The organism is Streptomyces sp. ASQP_92, assembly GCF_025399895.1.
In the GTDB taxonomy this organism is placed as follows: Bacteria; Actinomycetota; Actinomycetes; order Streptomycetales; family Streptomycetaceae; genus Streptomyces.
In genome coordinates, this window is sequence record NZ_JAODUA010000005.1 from 358,802 (window position 1) to 376,099 (window position 17,298).

The 17,298-nt window shown below is 73.3% G+C and carries 16 protein-coding genes; 14 read left to right on the forward strand and 2 right to left on the reverse strand.

Annotated features, from left to right (window positions below; genetic code table 11):
- Positions 1-460: 460 nt before the first annotated feature.
- From panD to N4G70_RS15645, 4 genes are all read left to right on the forward strand, one after another.
- Positions 461-886: an aspartate 1-decarboxylase gene (gene panD / locus N4G70_RS15630; RefSeq protein WP_261713233.1), complete on the forward strand. Its 426-nt coding sequence runs from the start codon at positions 461-463 to the stop codon at positions 884-886.
- Between the two features lie 34 nt (positions 887-920).
- The gene (locus N4G70_RS15635; RefSeq protein WP_261713234.1) at positions 921-1,286 is read left to right on the forward strand and encodes a GNAT family N-acetyltransferase; all 366 of its coding nucleotides are present in this window, start codon (positions 921-923) and stop codon (positions 1,284-1,286) included.
- Positions 1,283-1,966 (forward strand): aspartate/glutamate racemase family protein, encoded by a 684-nt coding sequence (locus N4G70_RS15640; RefSeq protein ID WP_261713235.1) that lies wholly within the window; start codon positions 1,283-1,285, stop codon positions 1,964-1,966. The genes N4G70_RS15635 and N4G70_RS15640 overlap by 4 nt, the downstream gene beginning before the upstream one ends.
- A gap of 61 nt (positions 1,967-2,027) precedes the next feature.
- On the forward strand, positions 2,028-2,297 hold the full coding sequence (locus tag N4G70_RS15645; protein WP_261713236.1) for a hypothetical protein: 270 nt from the start codon (positions 2,028-2,030) through the stop codon (positions 2,295-2,297).
- A 114-nt stretch (positions 2,298-2,411) separates the two neighbouring features.
- Here the strand turns inward: N4G70_RS15645 and gndA are convergent, their stop codons facing one another.
- Positions 2,412-3,854: an NADP-dependent phosphogluconate dehydrogenase gene (gene gndA / locus N4G70_RS15650; protein WP_261713237.1), complete on the reverse strand. Its 1,443-nt coding sequence runs from the start codon at positions 3,852-3,854 to the stop codon at positions 2,412-2,414.
- A 231-nt stretch (positions 3,855-4,085) separates the two neighbouring features.
- Between gndA and N4G70_RS15655 the strand changes: the two genes are divergently transcribed.
- Positions 4,086-5,309 carry a transglycosylase family protein gene (locus N4G70_RS15655; RefSeq protein WP_261713238.1) on the forward strand — a complete coding sequence of 408 codons (1,224 nt, stop codon included), beginning with the start codon at positions 4,086-4,088 and terminating at the stop codon, positions 5,307-5,309.
- Here the strand turns inward: N4G70_RS15655 and N4G70_RS15660 are convergent.
- Positions 5,279-6,208 carry a DMT family transporter gene (locus N4G70_RS15660; protein WP_399035578.1) on the reverse strand — a complete coding sequence of 310 codons (930 nt, stop codon included), beginning with the start codon at positions 6,206-6,208 and terminating at the stop codon, positions 5,279-5,281. The genes N4G70_RS15655 and N4G70_RS15660 overlap by 31 nt on opposite strands.
- A gap of 290 nt (positions 6,209-6,498) precedes the next feature.
- Here N4G70_RS15660 and N4G70_RS15665 point away from each other — a divergent pair, with 290 nt between their 5' ends.
- The 9 genes from N4G70_RS15665 to N4G70_RS15710 all read left to right on the forward strand — a co-directional run bounded on the left by N4G70_RS15665 (position 6,499) and on the right by N4G70_RS15710 (position 17,298).
- Positions 6,499-7,233, forward strand: a complete 735-nt coding sequence (locus tag N4G70_RS15665; protein WP_399035581.1) for a (2Fe-2S)-binding protein — start codon at positions 6,499-6,501, stop codon at positions 7,231-7,233.
- A 62-nt stretch (positions 7,234-7,295) separates the two neighbouring features.
- Complete coding sequence (locus tag N4G70_RS15670) at positions 7,296-7,538, forward strand: hypothetical protein (RefSeq protein WP_261713240.1); 243 nt, start codon at positions 7,296-7,298, stop codon at positions 7,536-7,538.
- 2 nt (positions 7,539-7,540) lie between these two features.
- Positions 7,541-8,089, forward strand: coding sequence for a Clp protease N-terminal domain-containing protein (locus N4G70_RS37020; RefSeq protein ID WP_315904256.1), 549 nt, complete (start codon positions 7,541-7,543; stop codon positions 8,087-8,089).
- 151 nt (positions 8,090-8,240) lie between these two features.
- Positions 8,241-9,767, forward strand: coding sequence for an SDR family NAD(P)-dependent oxidoreductase (locus N4G70_RS15685; protein WP_261713241.1), 1,527 nt, complete (start codon positions 8,241-8,243; stop codon positions 9,765-9,767).
- Between the two features lie 468 nt (positions 9,768-10,235).
- Entirely contained in the window at positions 10,236-10,409 is a 174-nt protein-coding gene (locus N4G70_RS15690) for a hypothetical protein (protein ID WP_261713242.1), read from the forward strand.
- A gap of 185 nt (positions 10,410-10,594) precedes the next feature.
- A complete protein-coding gene (locus N4G70_RS15695; RefSeq protein ID WP_261713243.1) occupies positions 10,595-12,622 on the forward strand; it encodes a S9 family peptidase in 2,028 nt (675 codons plus the stop codon).
- 102 nt (positions 12,623-12,724) lie between these two features.
- Complete coding sequence (locus tag N4G70_RS15700) at positions 12,725-13,915, forward strand: DUF6777 domain-containing protein (RefSeq protein ID WP_261713244.1); 1,191 nt, start codon at positions 12,725-12,727, stop codon at positions 13,913-13,915.
- A gap of 177 nt (positions 13,916-14,092) precedes the next feature.
- Positions 14,093-15,106 carry a hypothetical protein gene (locus N4G70_RS15705; RefSeq protein WP_261713304.1) on the forward strand — a complete coding sequence of 338 codons (1,014 nt, stop codon included), beginning with the start codon at positions 14,093-14,095 and terminating at the stop codon, positions 15,104-15,106.
- Positions 15,107-15,303: 197 nt separating this feature from the next.
- Positions 15,304-17,298: a SpoIIE family protein phosphatase gene (locus tag N4G70_RS15710; RefSeq protein ID WP_261713305.1), complete on the forward strand. Its 1,995-nt coding sequence runs from the start codon at positions 15,304-15,306 to the stop codon at positions 17,296-17,298.

The window sequence follows — 17,298 nt, forward strand, 5'->3', positions numbered from 1 at the left end:
CGACGCGTGTGTCGCGCGGTGAAAGCCCGTGTGTGCTCGGCCGTGCTCGGTCCCGCTCGTCCCCGAGACGGCCGCGGTTGCGGCGAACCGAGCCCCAGGCACAGTCGACTGCGCGGTCCGGCGGTCGTCATCAGGCCCCGCCCACCACGCCTCTCGGCTCGGCCGGGGCGGACGGCCGCCCGCCCACGTGCCGTGGGGCCGGTCACAGTGGCGGTGGCCACGCCCTGCTGACGACAGGCGTTGCGTAGGCTTGCCCCGTCGTCGCGGTGGGCCGGGGGGCGGGTGGGATCAGTCGCCTCCGATTCCGGTCGACGGCGTGTCGGACAGGTCCGTGCTCGGTCGGCGTCGGTCTTCGGAATCCCGGGGCCCGGTGACCGGGACCGCGGCTCGTTGTAAGGTAAGGAAACCGCACTTGACCTGCATAAACGCAGGCAGGGAGCATAGATCCGGGAGTGCCTCGATGCTGCGCACCATGTTCAAGTCCAAGATCCACCGGGCCACCGTGACCCAGGCCGACCTGCACTACGTGGGCTCGGTCACGGTGGATGTCGAGCTCATGGAGGCGGCCGATCTGCTGCCCGGTGAGCTGGTCCACATCGTCGACATCGACAACGGCAACCGCCTGGAGACGTACGTCATCGAGGGCGAGCGCGGCTCGGGGGTCATCGGCATCAACGGTGCCGCCGCCCACCTCGTGCACCCCGGCGATCTGGTGATCCTCATCAGCTACGCCCAGATCGACGACGCCGAGGCCCGGGCTTTCAAGCCCAGCGTGGTGCACGTGGACGGGGAGAACCGGATCGTCGAGCTCGGCACCGACGCCTCGGCGCCGGTCCCCGGCACCGACCAGCTCCGCAGCCCGCAGGCCAGGATTCCCGCCCCGTAGCCCCCGCCCGGCCGCCGGAAAGGACCCCCGCACCATGGCCGAGATCCGGGACGACCGCGCCCAGGGGCTGCTCACCGCCTCCGAGGGCGGCCAAACGGTCGGCCGCATCGTCTACTTCACCCTGGACGGCTCCGGCGGCTCGGACGCCCCCGACCGGGAGCCGTCCGCGCTGGTGGCCGTGCATACCGTGGTCGAGCCCGGCCACGAGGGGCAGGGCCTCGCCGGCGCCCTGGTGCGGGAGTTCTACGCCCTGGCCGCGCGCGAGGGCCGGTGGGTCGTGCCGCTCTGCCCGTACGCCGCCAAGTGGGCCGAACGGCATCCGGACGAGGCGCCCGCCGCGCCGACGGCCGTGGTCGAGGCCGCGCGGGCCCGGCTCGCCGCGCGCCCGGAGCTGTGGTGACCGTACTCGCGCTCCTGCACACCTCGCCCGTCCACGTCCCGGTCTTCGACGCCCTGCGCGACCAGGACGCCCCGGGCCTCGAACTGCGCCATCTCGTGGACGAGCAACTGCTCGCCCGGGCACGGGAGTTGGGGCCTGATGTCGTGTCCGAAGCCGTCGGGTCCGTGCTGGCCGAAGCGGTGGCCGAGGGCGCGGACGCGGTGCTGTGCACCTGCTCCACGATCGGCGCGGTCGCCGAGGCGGCCTCGGCGTCGCTCGGCGTTCCGGTGCTGCGGGTCGACCGGCCGATGGCCGCTGCGGCCGTGGCGCGGGGGCGGCGCATCGCCGTGGTGGCCGCCGTCGCCTCCACCCTGGAGCCGACGGCCGCGCTGATCCGCGAAGAGGCCGGCGACCGGCCCCTCGCCCTGCGCATGGTTCCGGCCGAGCACGCCTGGCCGTACTTCGAAGCGGGCGACACGGAGGCGTACTTGGCGGAGATCGCGCGGACCGTCGACGCGCTGACGGACGTCGACGTCGTCGTTCTGGCCCAGGCCTCGATGGCCCCCGCCGCCGAACGGACCACGCTCAAGGTTCCCGTCCTGGCCAGCCCCCGGCCCGGCCTTCGCGCGGCGGCAGCGGCGGTGGAAGCGGCGGTTGCGGGGGCGGCGGCAGCGTCGGCGGGCCGGACCCGGACGGGTTGAACCGGCGGGCGCCGGGCACGTGCGCAGGTGAAGCTGAACTCGAACCTTGAGGAGGCCGACCATGACCGTGCCGCACCCGGAGCCCACTCCGCCGTGGCCCACCCCGCTGCCCGACCCCGAACCGGGTCCCATCCCCGGCCCCGGCCCCGGCCCGGGCCCCGATCCGGTGCCGCCGAGGCCCGGCCCCGGCCCCGACCCGCAGCCGCCGAGCCCCGGCCCCGACCCGCGGCCCCCGCAGCCGGGCCCGGACCCGGACCTGCCGGACCCCGTGCCGCAGCCGCCGGGCCCCGACCCCGTACCGGGCCCGCCGCAGCCCGAACCGGCGGGCTGAGGAGGAACCCCGCCGAGCCCCCCTCCCTGGCCCACGGACCCCGTACCAGCAGCCTGATGGGGACGGGGCTCGGCGACGGGGGCCGGGGGCGGGACGGGCCGCGGGCGCCGCCCGTCAGCCGGTGCTCACCTCGCTCCGGTCCCCGCCCCACAGCGTGTGGAACGAGCCCTCCCGGTCGGTGCGCCGATAGGTGTGCGCGCCGAAGAAGTCGCGCTGGCCCTGCGTGAGCGCTGCCGGGAGGCGCTCGGCGCGCAGCGCGTCGTAGTACGCGAGCGCCGCCGAGAAGCCCGGGACCGGCACGCCTTGGCGGGTCGCCTCCACGATCACGGCACGCCAGTCGTCCTGCGCCGCCCCGATCTCGTCGCCGAACCGCTTGTCCGAGAGCAGGCTCGGCAGATCGGGCCGGGCGTCATAGGCGGCCCGGATCCGGTCGAGGAACGCGGCCCGGATGATGCAGCCCGCGCGCCAGATCGCCGCGACCGCGCCCGGGTCCACGTTCCAGTCGTAGTTCTCGCTGCCTGCCTGGATCTGGTGGAAGCCCTGCGTGTACGACACGATCTTCGAGGCGTACAGCGCCTGCTCCACCCGCGCCGCGAAGGCCTCCGCCTCCTTCTCGTCCAGCGGGTTCACCTCCGGTCCGGTCAGGGAGCGGGCCGCCTCGCGCAGCTCGGCGTGGCCCGAGAGGGAGCGGGCGAACACGGCCTCGGCGATGCCCGACACCGGGACGCCGAGGTCGAGCGCGATCTGTACGGTCCAGCGGCCGGTCCCCTTCTGCTCGGCCTGGTCCTGCACGACATCCACGAACGGCTCGCCGGTCGCCGCGTCGACATGGGCGAGCACCTCGGCGGTGATCTCGATCAGATACGAGTCGAGGCGTCCGGTGTTCCAGCCGCGGAAGGTCTCGGCGATCTTCGCGGGGGAGTAGCCGGCGACCGTACGCAGCAGGTGGTAGGCCTCCGCGATGAGCTGCATGTCGGCGTATTCGATGCCGTTGTGCACCATCTTCACGAAGTGACCGGCGGCGTCCGGTCCCACATGGGTGACGCACGGGGAGCCGTCCGGGGCCTTCGCCGCGATCCGCTCCAGGAGCGGACCCAGGGACGTGTAGGACTCGGCGGAGCCGCCCGGCATGATGCTCGGCCCGTGCAGCGCGCCCTCCTCGCCGCCCGAGATGCCCACACCCACGAAGTGGATGCCCCGCTCGCGCAGTTCGCGCTCGCGCCTGCGGGTGTCCTCGAAGTGGGCGTTGCCGCCGTCGATGATGACGTCGCCCTCTTCGAGGAGCGGGGCGAACTCCTGGATCACCGCGTCGGTCGGCTCGCCCGCCTTGACCATGATGACGAGACGGCGCGGCCGCTCCAGGGCGGCCACGAAGTCCTCCGGTGATTCGGCCGCGACGAAGCTGCCCTCGGAACCGAACTCCTCGACCAGCGCCCGGGTCTTGGCGGCCGTCCGGTTGTGCACGGCGACCGTGAACCCGTTGCGCGCGAAGTTGCGGGCGAGGTTGCGGCCCATGACCGCGAGTCCGGTGACGCCGATCTGGGCTGTTCCACTCATGCGTGTGCTCCTGGATCCTCGGGGTTCGCGGCGCCACGAGCGACCGTCACGGCGCGCGTTTGGCGCCCACCCTACGGAACGGGGCACGTCACACGGCATGGTCGGGATGCCCGACACGGAGCGACGAAGGTCCCCCTCATGTCGAGGCCCGCGTTCCGCTTGTCCGATCCCTTGTCATGCCCCGTTCCCAGCCCCTATTTTGGCGGCTCTTGATGCCTTCGAGGGGGACTCATGGCCTTACGCGGCCGGCACCGCCGGTACCAGCCGAGCCGGATCAACCGGGCGTCCCTGACGGTCACGGCCGGCGGGGCGGGCATCGCCCTCCCCCTGATCGGCGCGGGCACCGCGGACGCGGCGTCCGTCGATGTGTGGAACAAGGTCGCCGCCTGCGAGTCGACCAACAACTGGCACATCAACACCGGCAACGGCTTCTACGGCGGGCTCCAGTTCACCCAGTCCACCTGGGCGGCGTACGGGGGCCACCGGTACGCGGCGCGAGCGGACCTCGCCACCCGCGACCAGCAGATCGCGGTCGCCGAGAAGGTGCTCAAGGGGCAGGGCCCCGGCGCCTGGCCGGTGTGCTCGGGGCAGGCCGGACTCACCCGGGGCGGTTCGGCGCCGCAGCCGGCCACGCACCACCGGGCCGAGATCCCCGCCCAGTCGGCCCACCCCGCGGCGAAGCCGGCCGCCGGACCACATGCCGCCAAGGCTCCCGCCGTGCGCGACGCCGAGCCGGCGAGCCCGACCAAGGTGCCGGGCCGGCGCGAGTCGTACACCGTGATGCACGGCGACTCCCTGTCGCTGATCGCCGAGCGCCAGCGGGTCCAGGGCGGCTGGCCGCATCTGTACGCCGAGAACCGCACGGTCGTCGGCGCCGACCCCGACCTCATCCGTCCGGGGCAGCAGCTGACCCTGCCCGGAGCCGCGCCCGCGAAGCCGACGACCCCGCCGAAGACCGTGCCGAAGGCGCCCGCCAAGCCCCCGGCGGCCAAGCATCCGGCCGCCAGGCCTCCGGCGGCCAAGCCCGTCGCGAAGGCGCCCGCCACGTCGGCCGGGTTCACCGCGCCCGTCGACGCGCACCCCAGTACCCCCTACCACCGGGCCGGTGCGTCCTGGGCGAGCGGCTACCACACCGGCGTCGACTTCCCGGTGGCCACGGGGACTTCGGTCAAGGCGGTCACCTCCGGCACGATCGTGTCGGCCGGGTGGGGCGGTGCGTACGGGTACCAGGTGGTGATCCACCACCCCGACGGCCGGTACAGCCAGTACGCCCACCTGTCCGCGGTCAATGTGAAGGCGGGGCAGCGGGTCAACACCGGTCAGCGGATCGGTCGTTCGGGCGCGACCGGCAACGCCACCGGGCCGCATCTGCACTTCGAGATCAGGACCGGCCCCGCCTACGGCTCCGACGTGGACCCGCTGGCCTATCTGAGGGCGGGCGGCGTCGAGGTCTGATCCCGGTCGTCCCCGCGGCGCCCGGCGGCACCGGGCGCCGGGCCCGAGGCCAGGACCGGGTTGCCGCGACGGGCGCCGGCCGGCCGTTCCGCGGTGAGCAGGATCAGGCCGCCCGCCGCCACGACACCGAAGGCGAGGGCGATCGCGGTGCCGGCCGACCCGTACCGGAACGACTCGCCGAACAGCGTCAGTCCGATGGCCGCGGCGACCACCGGATTGACGACGGTGACCGTCGCGAGCGGTGCCGCGAGGCCGGCGCCGCGATAGGAGGCCTGCGAGAGCAGCAGCCCCGAGGCCGCGAACCCGGCCGTGGCGAGCAGAATGGGGAGCTCCACGAGAGGGAGCCCCGAGTGCCAGTCCTCGGCGACGGACTTGGTGAACACGGAGGCCAGCGCGAAGGCGGCGCCCGCCGCGGTGGCGAGCAGCACGCTGCGGATGGCCGCCCGGTGCGGGGCCCTGGACGCCATGAACAGCGCGGCCACCGCGGCGAAGCCGGACGCGGCCAGGATCAGACGCGGCCCCATGGCCACCGCGCTCGCGTCCGACCCTTTTGTCAGCGCCAGGAGACCCGCAAGGCCCGCCGAGGCCATGACAGCCCCCCGCCAGGCGGCCGCGCCGGCCCCGCGGTGGATGAACACGGCCGACATCGGCAGCGCGAAGACGATGGTGAGCGCGCCCAGCGGCTGCACCAGCGTGAGCGGGCCACAGGCCAGGGCCGCGACATGGAGGGTGGCGCCGAGCCCGTTGAGGGTCACCGAGCCCCACCACGCCGGGCGGCGCACGGGGGCGTACGCACTGCTCGGGGCGGACGCGGCGACGCGCTCCTGCACGATCGCCGCCGCCGCGTACGCGACGGCGGAGACCAGGGACAGCAGCACGGCCAGGACAAGGGCGCTCATGGCTACCACGATGTCTCGTTGCGGACCTTGTGTCGTCGTCCCTGAGCACCGATTGCCGCGTACTCCAGACGGAGTAGGGGCTACGACCAAAGTCGTCCCAGATTTCGGACTTTCAGTAAATCCGCAGCTCAAAAGGGGCGTCAAGGGGATCGGAAGATCGCCTTCCCCGGGGAAGGTCCGGGGTGGTGGCCGATCGTGGAACATCCCTGCCCGCAGGGCGGGAACCGGTCGCCGGCGCCTTCGTGCCACAGTGACACGAACTGACAACGGACGTGGGGCGGGAACCGGACATGGGGCGGGCGAGGGCGTTGAATCAGCAGGACCTGGCACAGGCGTCGTCGATCGGAGGGTTCTTCGCCCTGCGCACCGGCCGCGCCGAACACCCCTGGGTGCCGCTCGCCACCCTGTACGCGGGGCGGACGGCGCCCCTCACCTCCCGCATCGACACCGTCGCCGCCCGCCTGCGCGCCCCCGAGCGCAGGGTCGCCGCGTCCATCGCCCACCTGGGGCTCGCGGCGCGGCTCTGGTCGATCGCGCTGGGCCCGGCCGCCCTCCATGGAGCCGTTCCCGACCTCGCGGCGGACCGGCTGTCCTGGGACGGCGGGCGGACCAGCCCGGACGACCTGCTCCTCGCGCCCGGGGGCGAGGCCCGCGAGGCCACCGTCGAGCACCTGGTGAAATCCGTACTGGAAGGCCATCTCGTCCCGCTCGGCGAGGCGGTCCGCCGCGACACCCCGGTCTCGTCCGCGCTGTTGCGCGGCAACGCCGGTTCGGCGCTCGCCGGTGCGGTGCGTGAACTCCACGGCTGGGCACGGAGGTTGGGCCGCCCCGAGGTGGGGGAGCGGGCCCTGGCCCTGGGTTCCGCCCTGTTCGCCCACCCCTGTCTGGCCGATACCGGCACCCTGTCGCCCGGCCCCGCGTTCCGCAGGCGCAGCTGCTGCCTCTACTACCGCTGCCCGGCCGGCGGGCTCTGCGGCGACTGCGTCTTCGAGCGTCCGCCGAGGCGGGCCGGCGACTCGATCTGACCCCGCCCCGAGGGTGTCAGGGTTCCTTGACAGGGTTCCGGTGTCAGGGCACCCTGACGGCTATGGGAGCTGAGGACACCCCGGCCTCACTGGCCGGACAGGTCACCAACAAGGACCCCGCCGTCGGACTGGCGGCGGTCGTCGCGCTGCGCCGCCTCCTGGAGGAGTTGGAGCGGGTGCACGTCGACAACGCCCGGGAACAGGGCTGGTCCTGGCAGAGCATCGCCACCTCGCTGCGGGTCAGCAGGCAGTCGGTGCACGAGAAGCACGCGAGCAGGCGCAAGGCCACCGGCAAGGAGGACTGAAGGTGTTCGAGTTTTTCACCGACCGTGCGAAGCAGGCGATCGTGGCCTCCCAGGACGAGGCGATCGCCCTGGGCCACGACTTCATCGGCACCGAGCACATCCTGCTCGGACTCGCCGGAACCGAGGACAGCACCGCCCGGGAGGCCCTGAGGGCGCGAGGGGTCGAGGTCGAGCGGGTCCGCGCGGAGACCGTGCGCATCCTTGAGGCGGCCGGGGTCGCGAGCACCGGCGGGCAGCCCGCCAGGGACGCCCTCGCCTCGATCGGCATCGACGTCGAGGAGATCAAGCGGCAGGCCGACACCTCCTTCGGGCCGGGCGCCTTCCAGTACCCCCGGCCCGCCTACACCCCCCGCGCCAAGAAGGTCCTGGAGGCCACCCTCGGCGAGGCCAGGGCGCTCGGCCACGAGCGGTTCGGCACCGAGCACATGCTGCTCGGGCTGCTGGCGGCCGGGGGCGGAGGCCGGGGCGCCGAAGTCCTCGCGGCGCTCGCGGTCGACCCGGTGGGGCTGCGCGAAGAGGTGCTGACCAGGGCCGCCCCCGGCGGCGCGTAACCACTCCGGGCCGCTGCCCGCCCACCGCCCGCTGCCGGGGCCCCGCGCCAGGGGCCCCGGCAGCGGGCGGTTTGGTCCGCAGGGGGGTCGCTCCGTACCATGGCGCTTTTGGGAACTTGAAAAACACGACTGATCGAGGAACGCGGCGGCGATGACGGTGACAGAGGACTTCCAGGACCAGGAGCACGGTCCCGGTGTCGACGAGCGGCCCGGCCAGGGCGTTGACCAGGACTTCGGCCCCGGCATCGACCCCGAGCGGCTCGCGCTCTGCCTGAGCGTGCTGGCGGAACTCGATCAGATCGACGTCGACCACCCCGACGCCATCGCCGTGCGCCGCGCGACCGCCGGCGTCTACCGGACCGTGAAGCAGCGCCGCCGCCAGGAGCGCCGCGCGGCGAAGACGGCCCACGACCGGGCCGTCACCGAGGCGACCGCCACCGGCTCCGCCGAGCGCATCGACGACGAGACCGAGGGCCTGCTGCCCAAGTCGTCCGTCACCGGCGAGATCGCGGGCATACTCCAGCGCCCCCGCTCCTGCTACATCTGCAAGGCCCGGTACGTCGAGGTCGACGCGTTCTACCACCAGCTCTGCCAGAAGTGCGCCGCCGAGAACCGCGCCCGCCGTGACGCCCGCACCGACCTCACCGGCAAGCGCGCCCTGCTCACCGGCGGCCGCGCGAAGATCGGCATGTACATCGCGCTGCGGCTGCTGCGCGACGGCGCGCACACCACCATCACCACCCGCTTCCCCAAGGACGCCATCCGCCGTTTCAAGGCGATGGAGGACTCCGCGGAGTGGATGCACCGCCTCGAAGTCGTCGGCATCGACCTGCGCGACCCCGCGCAGGTCGTCGCCCTGGCCGAGCAGACCGCGGCGCGGGGCCCGCTGGACATCCTGATCAACAACGCCACGCAGACGGTGCGCCGGCTGCCCTCCGCGTACGCCGCCCTGGTCGACGGCGAAAGCGCGCCGCTGCCCGCCGGGGAGCTGCCCGCCCACCATGTCATCGGGGCCTTCAACTCGGGCGCGGTCGACGGCCTGGCGGCGCTTCCCGTCGGCGCCTCGGGCCTCGACGCCCAGCGGGTCGCCGACCTCGCCCTGGTCGCCGGCAACGCCAGCATCGCCAAGCACCACGACGGCACCGCCCTCGACGCGGGCGGGCTGCTCCCGGACGTCGTCGACACCAACACCTGGGTGCAGTCCATCGACCAGATCTCGCCGGTCGAACTGCTCGAAACCCAGCTCTGCAACTACACCGCGCCGTTCATCCTGATCAGCAGCCTCCGCCCGGTGATGGCGGACGCGGCCCGCAAGGCACCGAACGGGCGCGCCTACGTGGTGAACGTGTCCGCGATGGAAGGCGTCTTCAGCCGCGGCTACAAGGGGGCGGGGCACCCCAACACCAACGCCGCCAAGGCCGCCATGAACATGGTCACCCGCACCAGCGGCCAGGAGATGTTCGAGAGCGACAAGATCCTGATGACGTCGGTCGACACCGGCTGGATCACCGACGAGCGCCCCCACCACGACAAGCTGCGGCTCGCGGAGGAGGGTTTCCACGCCCCTCTCGACCTCGTCGACGGCGCGGCCCGCGTCTACGACCCGATCGTGCGCGGCGAGCTGGGCGAGGACCTGCACAGCGTCTTCCTCAAGGACTACGCGCCCGGCAACTGGTAGGCCCGAGCCCGTTCCCGATCCGCTCCCAGGGGCGGCGCGCACCCGCGTGCCGCCCCTGTGGCGTTCCCGCCGGGCGCCGGCCGTACCGCGGGGACGGCGCGCCGCGCCCGTCACCGCAATGGAGTACCCGGACCGTGCTCCCGGCGCGCGGCGGCCGAGTTCCTCGGCAGATCATGGCGAAGGAACATCGGGCTGAACGCCCGGCCAAGGAAAGTTGACGCAAAGGAAGTGGCCCTATCGAGCGCAACCGCGCTCATTTGGTTACTCTAGGGCGAACGGTAGCCGCAGCGGGTCCACCAGCCCTCAAGGCCCGTTCCGGATCCGTCCCACAACCTGTGGCCGTGATGCGGACAGAGTGCCGGCGCCACCGCGTCAGAACTGCCCTTGCCCCTGCCTTCGGGCGCACACCGGGTCGAAGATCGACGCAGGCCGGAACGCCCAGGGTTACGCGACCCAGAGGAGTGCGCGGTGACACCAGAGACCACAGAACGCGAACGCCGAACACCGGAACGCCATGCCGAACGAGCGGGACGGCCGGACAAGCTCCGCAACATCGAGGTGTGGGCCCGCTCGGCCCCGATCCGCCTCGCGGGCTACGAAGAGGACCTCGCCGAGCCGCACATCCTGCCCGGCATCGACTGACGCGCCCCGCACCACCGAGTCCGTGTCCCCGACATCCGGGGGCACGGACTCGCGCGTCATCCCCTCGAAGAAGCCCGAACGTCCGCTCCGCGCCCGCCGGATGACGATGCGTCAGGTGCGTCGGACGCGGCATTCGTCGCGTGGGGCCCTGTCGCCCGGGGCGCGCCGCACGGCACGATGACCGGATGTCCGAGACACCCGGTGACACCACCGCCTTCCACGACCTGTCCGCCTTCCTCGCGATCCCGCGCGTCAACGGCCTCGCGCTCTCGCCCGACGGGAAGCGCCTGGTGGCCGCCGTGGCGGCCCTCGACGCCGAGGGCACCGGATACGTGTCCGGCCTGTGGGACATCGACCCCGAGGCGATACGCGAACCCCGCCGGCTGACCCGCTCCCGCAAGGGCGAGTCCGCGCCCGCGTTCGGCCCGGACGGCACCCTGTACTTCCTCTCCGGCCGCCAGGACAGCGACCCGAAGGCACCGAAGGACACCGACGAGACCCCCGCGATCTGGGCGCTGCCCGAGAGCGGCGAGGCCGCCCTGACGGCCCGTCACCCCGGCGGCATCGCCGGGTTCACCCTCGCCCGGGACATCCCCGCCCTCGCCTACACCGGGGGCCTGCTGCCCGGCGCCGCCGACGCCGAGGCGCACGCCAAACTGCGCGCCGACCGGGCCGACGCCAAGGTCACCGCCATCCTCTACGAGTCCGGGCTCACCCGGCACTGGGACAGCGACCTCGGCCCCGACGAGCCCCACACCTTCGTGCGCCGGGGCCACGACGGCCAGGGGTCACCCGTCGACGTCGGCGGGCAGGGCTTCGTGAGCGAGGCCGAGACCGCCCTGTCGCCCGACGGCACCCGCGTCGCCCACACCCGCTTCGTCCACGGTCCGGTGCCCGACCGGAACCGCACCGTCGTCGTGGTCGCCGACGCCACCACCGGCGAGGAGCTGCGGGTGGTCGAAAGCGACGACCACGTCTACAGCACCCCGCTGTTCACCGCGGACGGCGCCGGCCTGATCTGTACCCGCCAAGTCCTCGAAACCTATGAGCGCCCGTACCGCTACACCCTCGTCCACGTGGACCTGGCCGGCGGTGAGCAGAGCGAACTCCTGCCGGACTTCGACAACTGGCCCATCGGGGCGGTGGTCTCACCGCGCGCCCAGGACGCGACCCTCTGGTTCGCCGCCGACGAACTCGGCCACTCTCCCGTCTTCCGCCGCGACGCCGACGGCACCGTCACCCGGCTCACCGCGTCGGGCACGTACACCTCGCTGTGTGTCGCGCCCGACGGGCGGACGCTGTACGCGCTGCGCAGTTCCGTCGCGAGCCCGCCCACCCCGGTCCGCCTCGACGCCGCCGCGCCCGACCAGGAGCCCGTCGCGCTCAAGGCACCCGGCGCGGTGGGCCGGCTGCCGGGCACCCTGACCGAGGTGCACACGGTGGGCGGCGACCGATTCCCGCTGCGGTCCTGGCTGGTGCTGCCCGACGGCGCGTCCGCCGAGCGGCCCGCGCCGCTGCTCGTCTTCCCGCACGGCGGACCGGAGACCTCCTGGAACGCCTGGACCTGGCGCTGGAACCCGTGGCCCTTCGCCGCCCGCGGATACGCGGTCCTGCTCCCCGACCCCGCCCTGTCGGCCGGCTACGGGCAGCGGATGCACGAGCGCGGCTGGGGGCAGTGGGGCGGGCGGCCCTACGACGACCTGATGCGGATGACCGACGCCACCGAGGCGCGCCCCGACATCGACGCCACCCGCACCGGCCTGGCGGGCGCCTCGTACGGCGGCTACATGGCCAACCGGGTCGCCACCTCGACAAACCGCTTCAAGGCGATCGTGTCGCACGCCTCGATCTGGGACCTGCGGACCTTCGAGCCGGACACGGACGTCCCGGACTATTTCCGGCGGATCTTCGGCCACCCGCTGACCCGGCCGGAGCGCTACGACGAGAACTCGCCCTCCCTCGCGGCCGACCGCATCCGCACCCCGATGCTGGTGGTGCACGGAGGCAAGGACTACCGGGTGCCCGTCGGCCAGGGCAGGGCCCTCTTCCAGGAGCTCCAGCGCCACGAGGTCCCCGTGAAGTTCCTGTACTTCCCCGACGAGGGCCACTGGATCCTCGCCCCGAACCACGCCCGCCTCTGGTACGCGACCCTGCTGAACTTCCTCGACCACCACGTACTGGGCAAGGAGTGGGAACGGCCCGCGATGGTGTGAGGGGGCCCGGGGTCGCCCGTTCCGCCCCCGTCCGTTTGCGTGGGGTGTCCGCCTGCGGCACACAATGAGGGGCAACTCGGGGCGTACAGGTGGGAGATCCACGTGCCCTCGACCCTGCGCAAAATCGCCACTGCCGCCGCCGTCCTGTCCGTCGGCGCCTTCGCCGCCGGATGCGGCGGCGGCGCCAACGGCGCGGACAGCGAGCAGGACCTCAACCTCCAGCCGATCGCGGCACAGGGGCCGGACCCGTTCACCGAGTCCACGGCCGAGTCGACGTCGACGCCCACCCCGGCCCTCCCGCCCGGCGCCGGGAGCGCGACACCTGCGCCCGGCTTCCGTTCGGCCCGTACCGTCACGGGCTCCACGCCCGGTCTGTACGGCGGCACCCAGTCCGTGGCGAGCTGCGACGTGGAGAAGCAGATCCGCTTCCTCGGCGGCGACCGGGCCAAGACCCGGGCCTTCGCCGACGCCGCCGGCATCGACCCGGGCTCCATCCCGGGCTTCCTGCGCGGCCTGACCCCCGTCGTGCTGCGCGCCGACACCCGCGTCACCAACCACGGCTTCCGCGACGGCTCGGCCACCAGCTTCCAGTCGGTGCTCCAGGCCGGCACCGCCGTGCTGGTCGACGACCACGGCGCGCCGCGCGTGCGGTGCGCCTGCGGGAACCCGCTGAAGCCGCCCAGCGCCCACCAGGGCGGCTGGAAGGACAAAGGCACGCCGTGGCCCGGCTACCGGGGCGACCGCGTCATCGTGGTGCGGCCCACCACGGTGGTCATCAACACCCTGATCATCGTCAACGTCACCAACAACACCTGGATCGAGCGCAGGAGCGGCGACGACGGGCAGCACGACAAGCGACGCCCCGACATCCACATCGACCCCACCAAGCCGCCGGTCCCCGAGCCGCCGTCACCGTCACCGTCGGCGAGCCCGAGCACCTCGCCGTCGCCGAGCCCCGACTGCCCGACGCCGACCGTGACGGTCACCGAGACGCCCGCCTCACCGCCGCCGCAGTCCTCCCCGGCGTCCCCCCAGTCCGCTCCGCCGTCCCCGCAGAGCCCGCCCGCGTCGAGCCCGAGCGGCTGCCCGACCGCCACCAAGACGGTGACCCCGACGCCTTCCGAGCCCGCGCCGAGCTCCTCGCCACCCTCCCCGGCGGTGCCCTCGCCCGACACGAGCGCGCCCAGCGACCTCCCCTCGCTGCCGTCGGACATGCCGTCGCTGCCTTCCGACATGCCGAGCGGCCCGGGATCCGACCCCTTCGGACCGTCTTCGGAGTCGGAGAACGTCTGAGGCGTACGGGCCGCGGCCACCGGCGGGCGACGCCGGTGACCGCGGCACGCGCGACACGGGACAGCGATGAGGGCCGCGACGAAAAGACGGACCAACGGGCGCATATAGGCTGCGTTCTTTGTGCCGTCGTCCTTCGTCCAGCAGCCGGGAGAGCCCTCCGTGACCGTCACCGTCGACCTGCCCGAACCGTCCGCGCCCTCCCTCGCCGAAGTCCACGCCGACGTGGCGCGCGACGCCCGCGCGTTCGGCGCCTACGCCCGCACCGGCGGCTGGGCGTTCGCCCTCAAGGTGGCGCGCAGCGTGCGTCCCGGCGGACAGGCGGCCGGTGAGACGCCGAAGATCTCCGCCAAGGAGTTCGGCGTGCTCGCCGGCTGCTCGGCGGAGCGCGTCATGCGCTACTACAAGGCGTGGGACAAGGCCTCCGACGACGGCCTGGTCCCGCTCTTCGAGGAACTCGCCCCGGGCCAGGACATCGAGCTGCCCGACGCCGATGTCTGGCTCACCTACTACGCCTCCCGCTCCAGCGCGACCTCCGAGCGGGGCACCGCCATCACGGCCGCCGCCGAGGCCGAGGGCATCCGGCCGACCAAGGCCCTGGAGGTCGCCGAGAACCCGACCGCGCTGCGCGCCGCGATCCTCGCCGACCCCGGGACCGCCCAGGCCGCCCGCTCCGCGCTCCTGGACCGCCTCAAGGACGACCCGGCGCTCCAGACCGAGCTGGCGCGCGACATCGCCCGCACCGACGAGCTGAAGAAGGCGGTCGCCTCCGAGACCCGGGCGGCCGACCGCATCGGCTATGTCCGCCAGATCGTCGAGAACGGCCAGATCCGCACCCCCGCCGGGCAGACCGTCGACGCCCCCGCCGAGCTGCGCGCGGAGGCCGAGCGGCACCTGTCCCTGCTCGACGAGCTCGACGGCTCCGAAGAGAGCGGCGCATGGGCGACCGAGGCGTACGACACCGTCAAGAACCTCGTCGCGCAGGCCGTGGAGGCCGACCCCGAGCTGCGCGTCCAGGAACGCCGCACCAAGTTCTACAGCAGCCTCCAGCGGGCGACCAAGGTGTTCGAGGAGCTCACGCTCGACGACGCCGGCGACATCTACGAGGACGACATGGTCCAGCGCCTCGAAGACCTCCAGGCGGCCATCGACACCTGCATCACCGCCCTGCGCAAGGCCTCCCCGGCCCACTGAGCCGTCCGGCGCCCCACCCGAGCCCCTCTCCCCGATGTTCCCTGATGTTCCCTGATGCGCGCGCTCCGGGCTGCGCCTAGCGTGGCCCCATGGACGCGGGTACAGGGGACGCAGGGGCGGGCGAACTGTGCCACTGCGGCGAGCCCGCCGGGGACGAGGAGTGCCGCTTCCTTCACTCGTACGGCCGAGACCTGCGGATGGGCAGCTTCGACTGGGACCTCGGCACCGGTCTGATGCACATGGACGGCGCCGCGCTCGACGTGTTCGACCTGCGGCCCGACGAGTACGACAACCGGCCCGAGACGCTGGCCGCCCGGGTGCCGCCCGCCGAGTCGCTCAGGCTCGACGCGCTCGTCTCGCAGGCGCTGAAGAACGGCAGCGTCAACTACGGCGTGTACTTCCGCATCCGGCGCCGTGACGGCGGTCTGCGCTGGACCCACACCCAGGGCTTCGTGCGCCGCGACGAGACCGGCCGCCCGCTGCGCATCATCGGCGTCGTCCGCGACGCCACCCAGGAACTCGCCGAGTCCACCGCCCGGGTCGGCCTGGACGCCGAGCGGCGCCGCACCACCAGCGTCGTGGAGGCCACCACGGCCGCCCTCGCGCACGCCAGGACCGTCAAGGACGTCATCGACGTCATGCGGGACTCGCGCGGCCCCGAGTACCTGGGCGCCACCAGCCTGGTGATGGGCCTCCTGGAGGCCGGCCGCATCCATCTGATCGCCGAGGGCCCCGAGGGCAGCTTCGTACCGGGCACCCGGTGGACCCGCGTCGACGAGCAGTACCCCATGAGCGAGGTCGTCCGCACGCTGGCCCCCCGCTTCATCGAGTCGCCGGAGGACTTCGCGGAGTCCTATCCGGGCCTGTGGCCGAACATCAGCGGACTCGGCATCACCTCCGCCGCCTATCTGCCGCTGATCGCCCAGGCCCGCCCGATCGGCGCGATCGGCCTGCTCTACAGCGACAAGCGGGGGTTCACCAGCGAGGAGCGCAACCTCCTTGTGGCGCTGGGCAGTTCGATCGCCCAGTCCCTCCAGCGCGCCATGCTCTACGAGCAGGAGCACGATCTGGCCGAGGGGCTCCAGCAGGCGATGCTGCCGCGCCGCATCCCCGAGGTGCCCGGCGCCCAGCTCGCGGTGCGCTACCGCTCGGCACGGCTGGGCCGGGACATCGGCGGCGACTGGTACGACGTGATCCCGCTGCCCGGCGGCCGGGTCGGGGTGGCCATCGGCGACGTCCAGGGCCACGACACGCACGCCGCCGCCGTGATGGGCCAGCTGCGCATCGTGCTGCGCGCGTACGCCGCCGAGGGGCACACGCCGGCCACCGTGATGGCGCGGGCCTCGGTCTTCCTGCACGAGCTGGACACCGAGCGCTTCGCGACCTGCACCTACGCCGAGGCCGACCTGAGCACGGGAGTGCTGCAGATCGTGCGCGCGGGACATGTCGACCCCCTGGTCCGCCTGCCCGACGGCACCTGCCGCCGGCTTCCGGTGGAAGGCGGGCTTCCGCTCGGGCTCTCCGCCGAGTTCGGACGGCTCGAATACCCGGTCTCCACGATCGAGCTCGACCCGGGCCACACCCTGCTGCTCTACACCGACGGACTCGTGGAGCAGCCGGGCGCCGACCTCGACGACGGCATGCGCCTGCTGGCGTCCCTGGTCAGATCGGGCCCGGAGGACCTCGAAGCGCTCGCCGACCGGTTGTGCGACGTGGTCGACGAACGGGCCGGCGACGACGACGTGGCCCTGCTGCTCCTGCGTCGGCGCACGATGGAGGTCCCGCAGGGCGGCGGCAGACTCCGTCAGCACGTGGCGCAGAACGATCCCGAGGCGCTCAGCTCCTCGCGGCACATGATCCGCGCGGCGGTCCGCGCCTGGGGCGCCCGCGAGCGGTCCGACGAGATCGAGCTGGCCGCCGACGAACTCATCACCAACGCCCTGATGCACACCGACGGCGGGGCGATCATCACCATCCGCGTGCTGTCCGGGCCCGAGCGCCGGCTGCGGGTCGAGGTGGAGGACCGCTCCAGCGCCCTGCCGCGCCGACGGGAGGCCGGCGCCTCGGGGGTGTCGGGGCGCGGCCTGATGCTGGTGGACCGGCTCGCGGACGTGTGGGGCGTGGAGTCGCGCGGCAGCGGCAAGTGCGTGTGGTGCGAGTTCGTCGTCCCGGAGCGCGGCGCCAAACGCTGA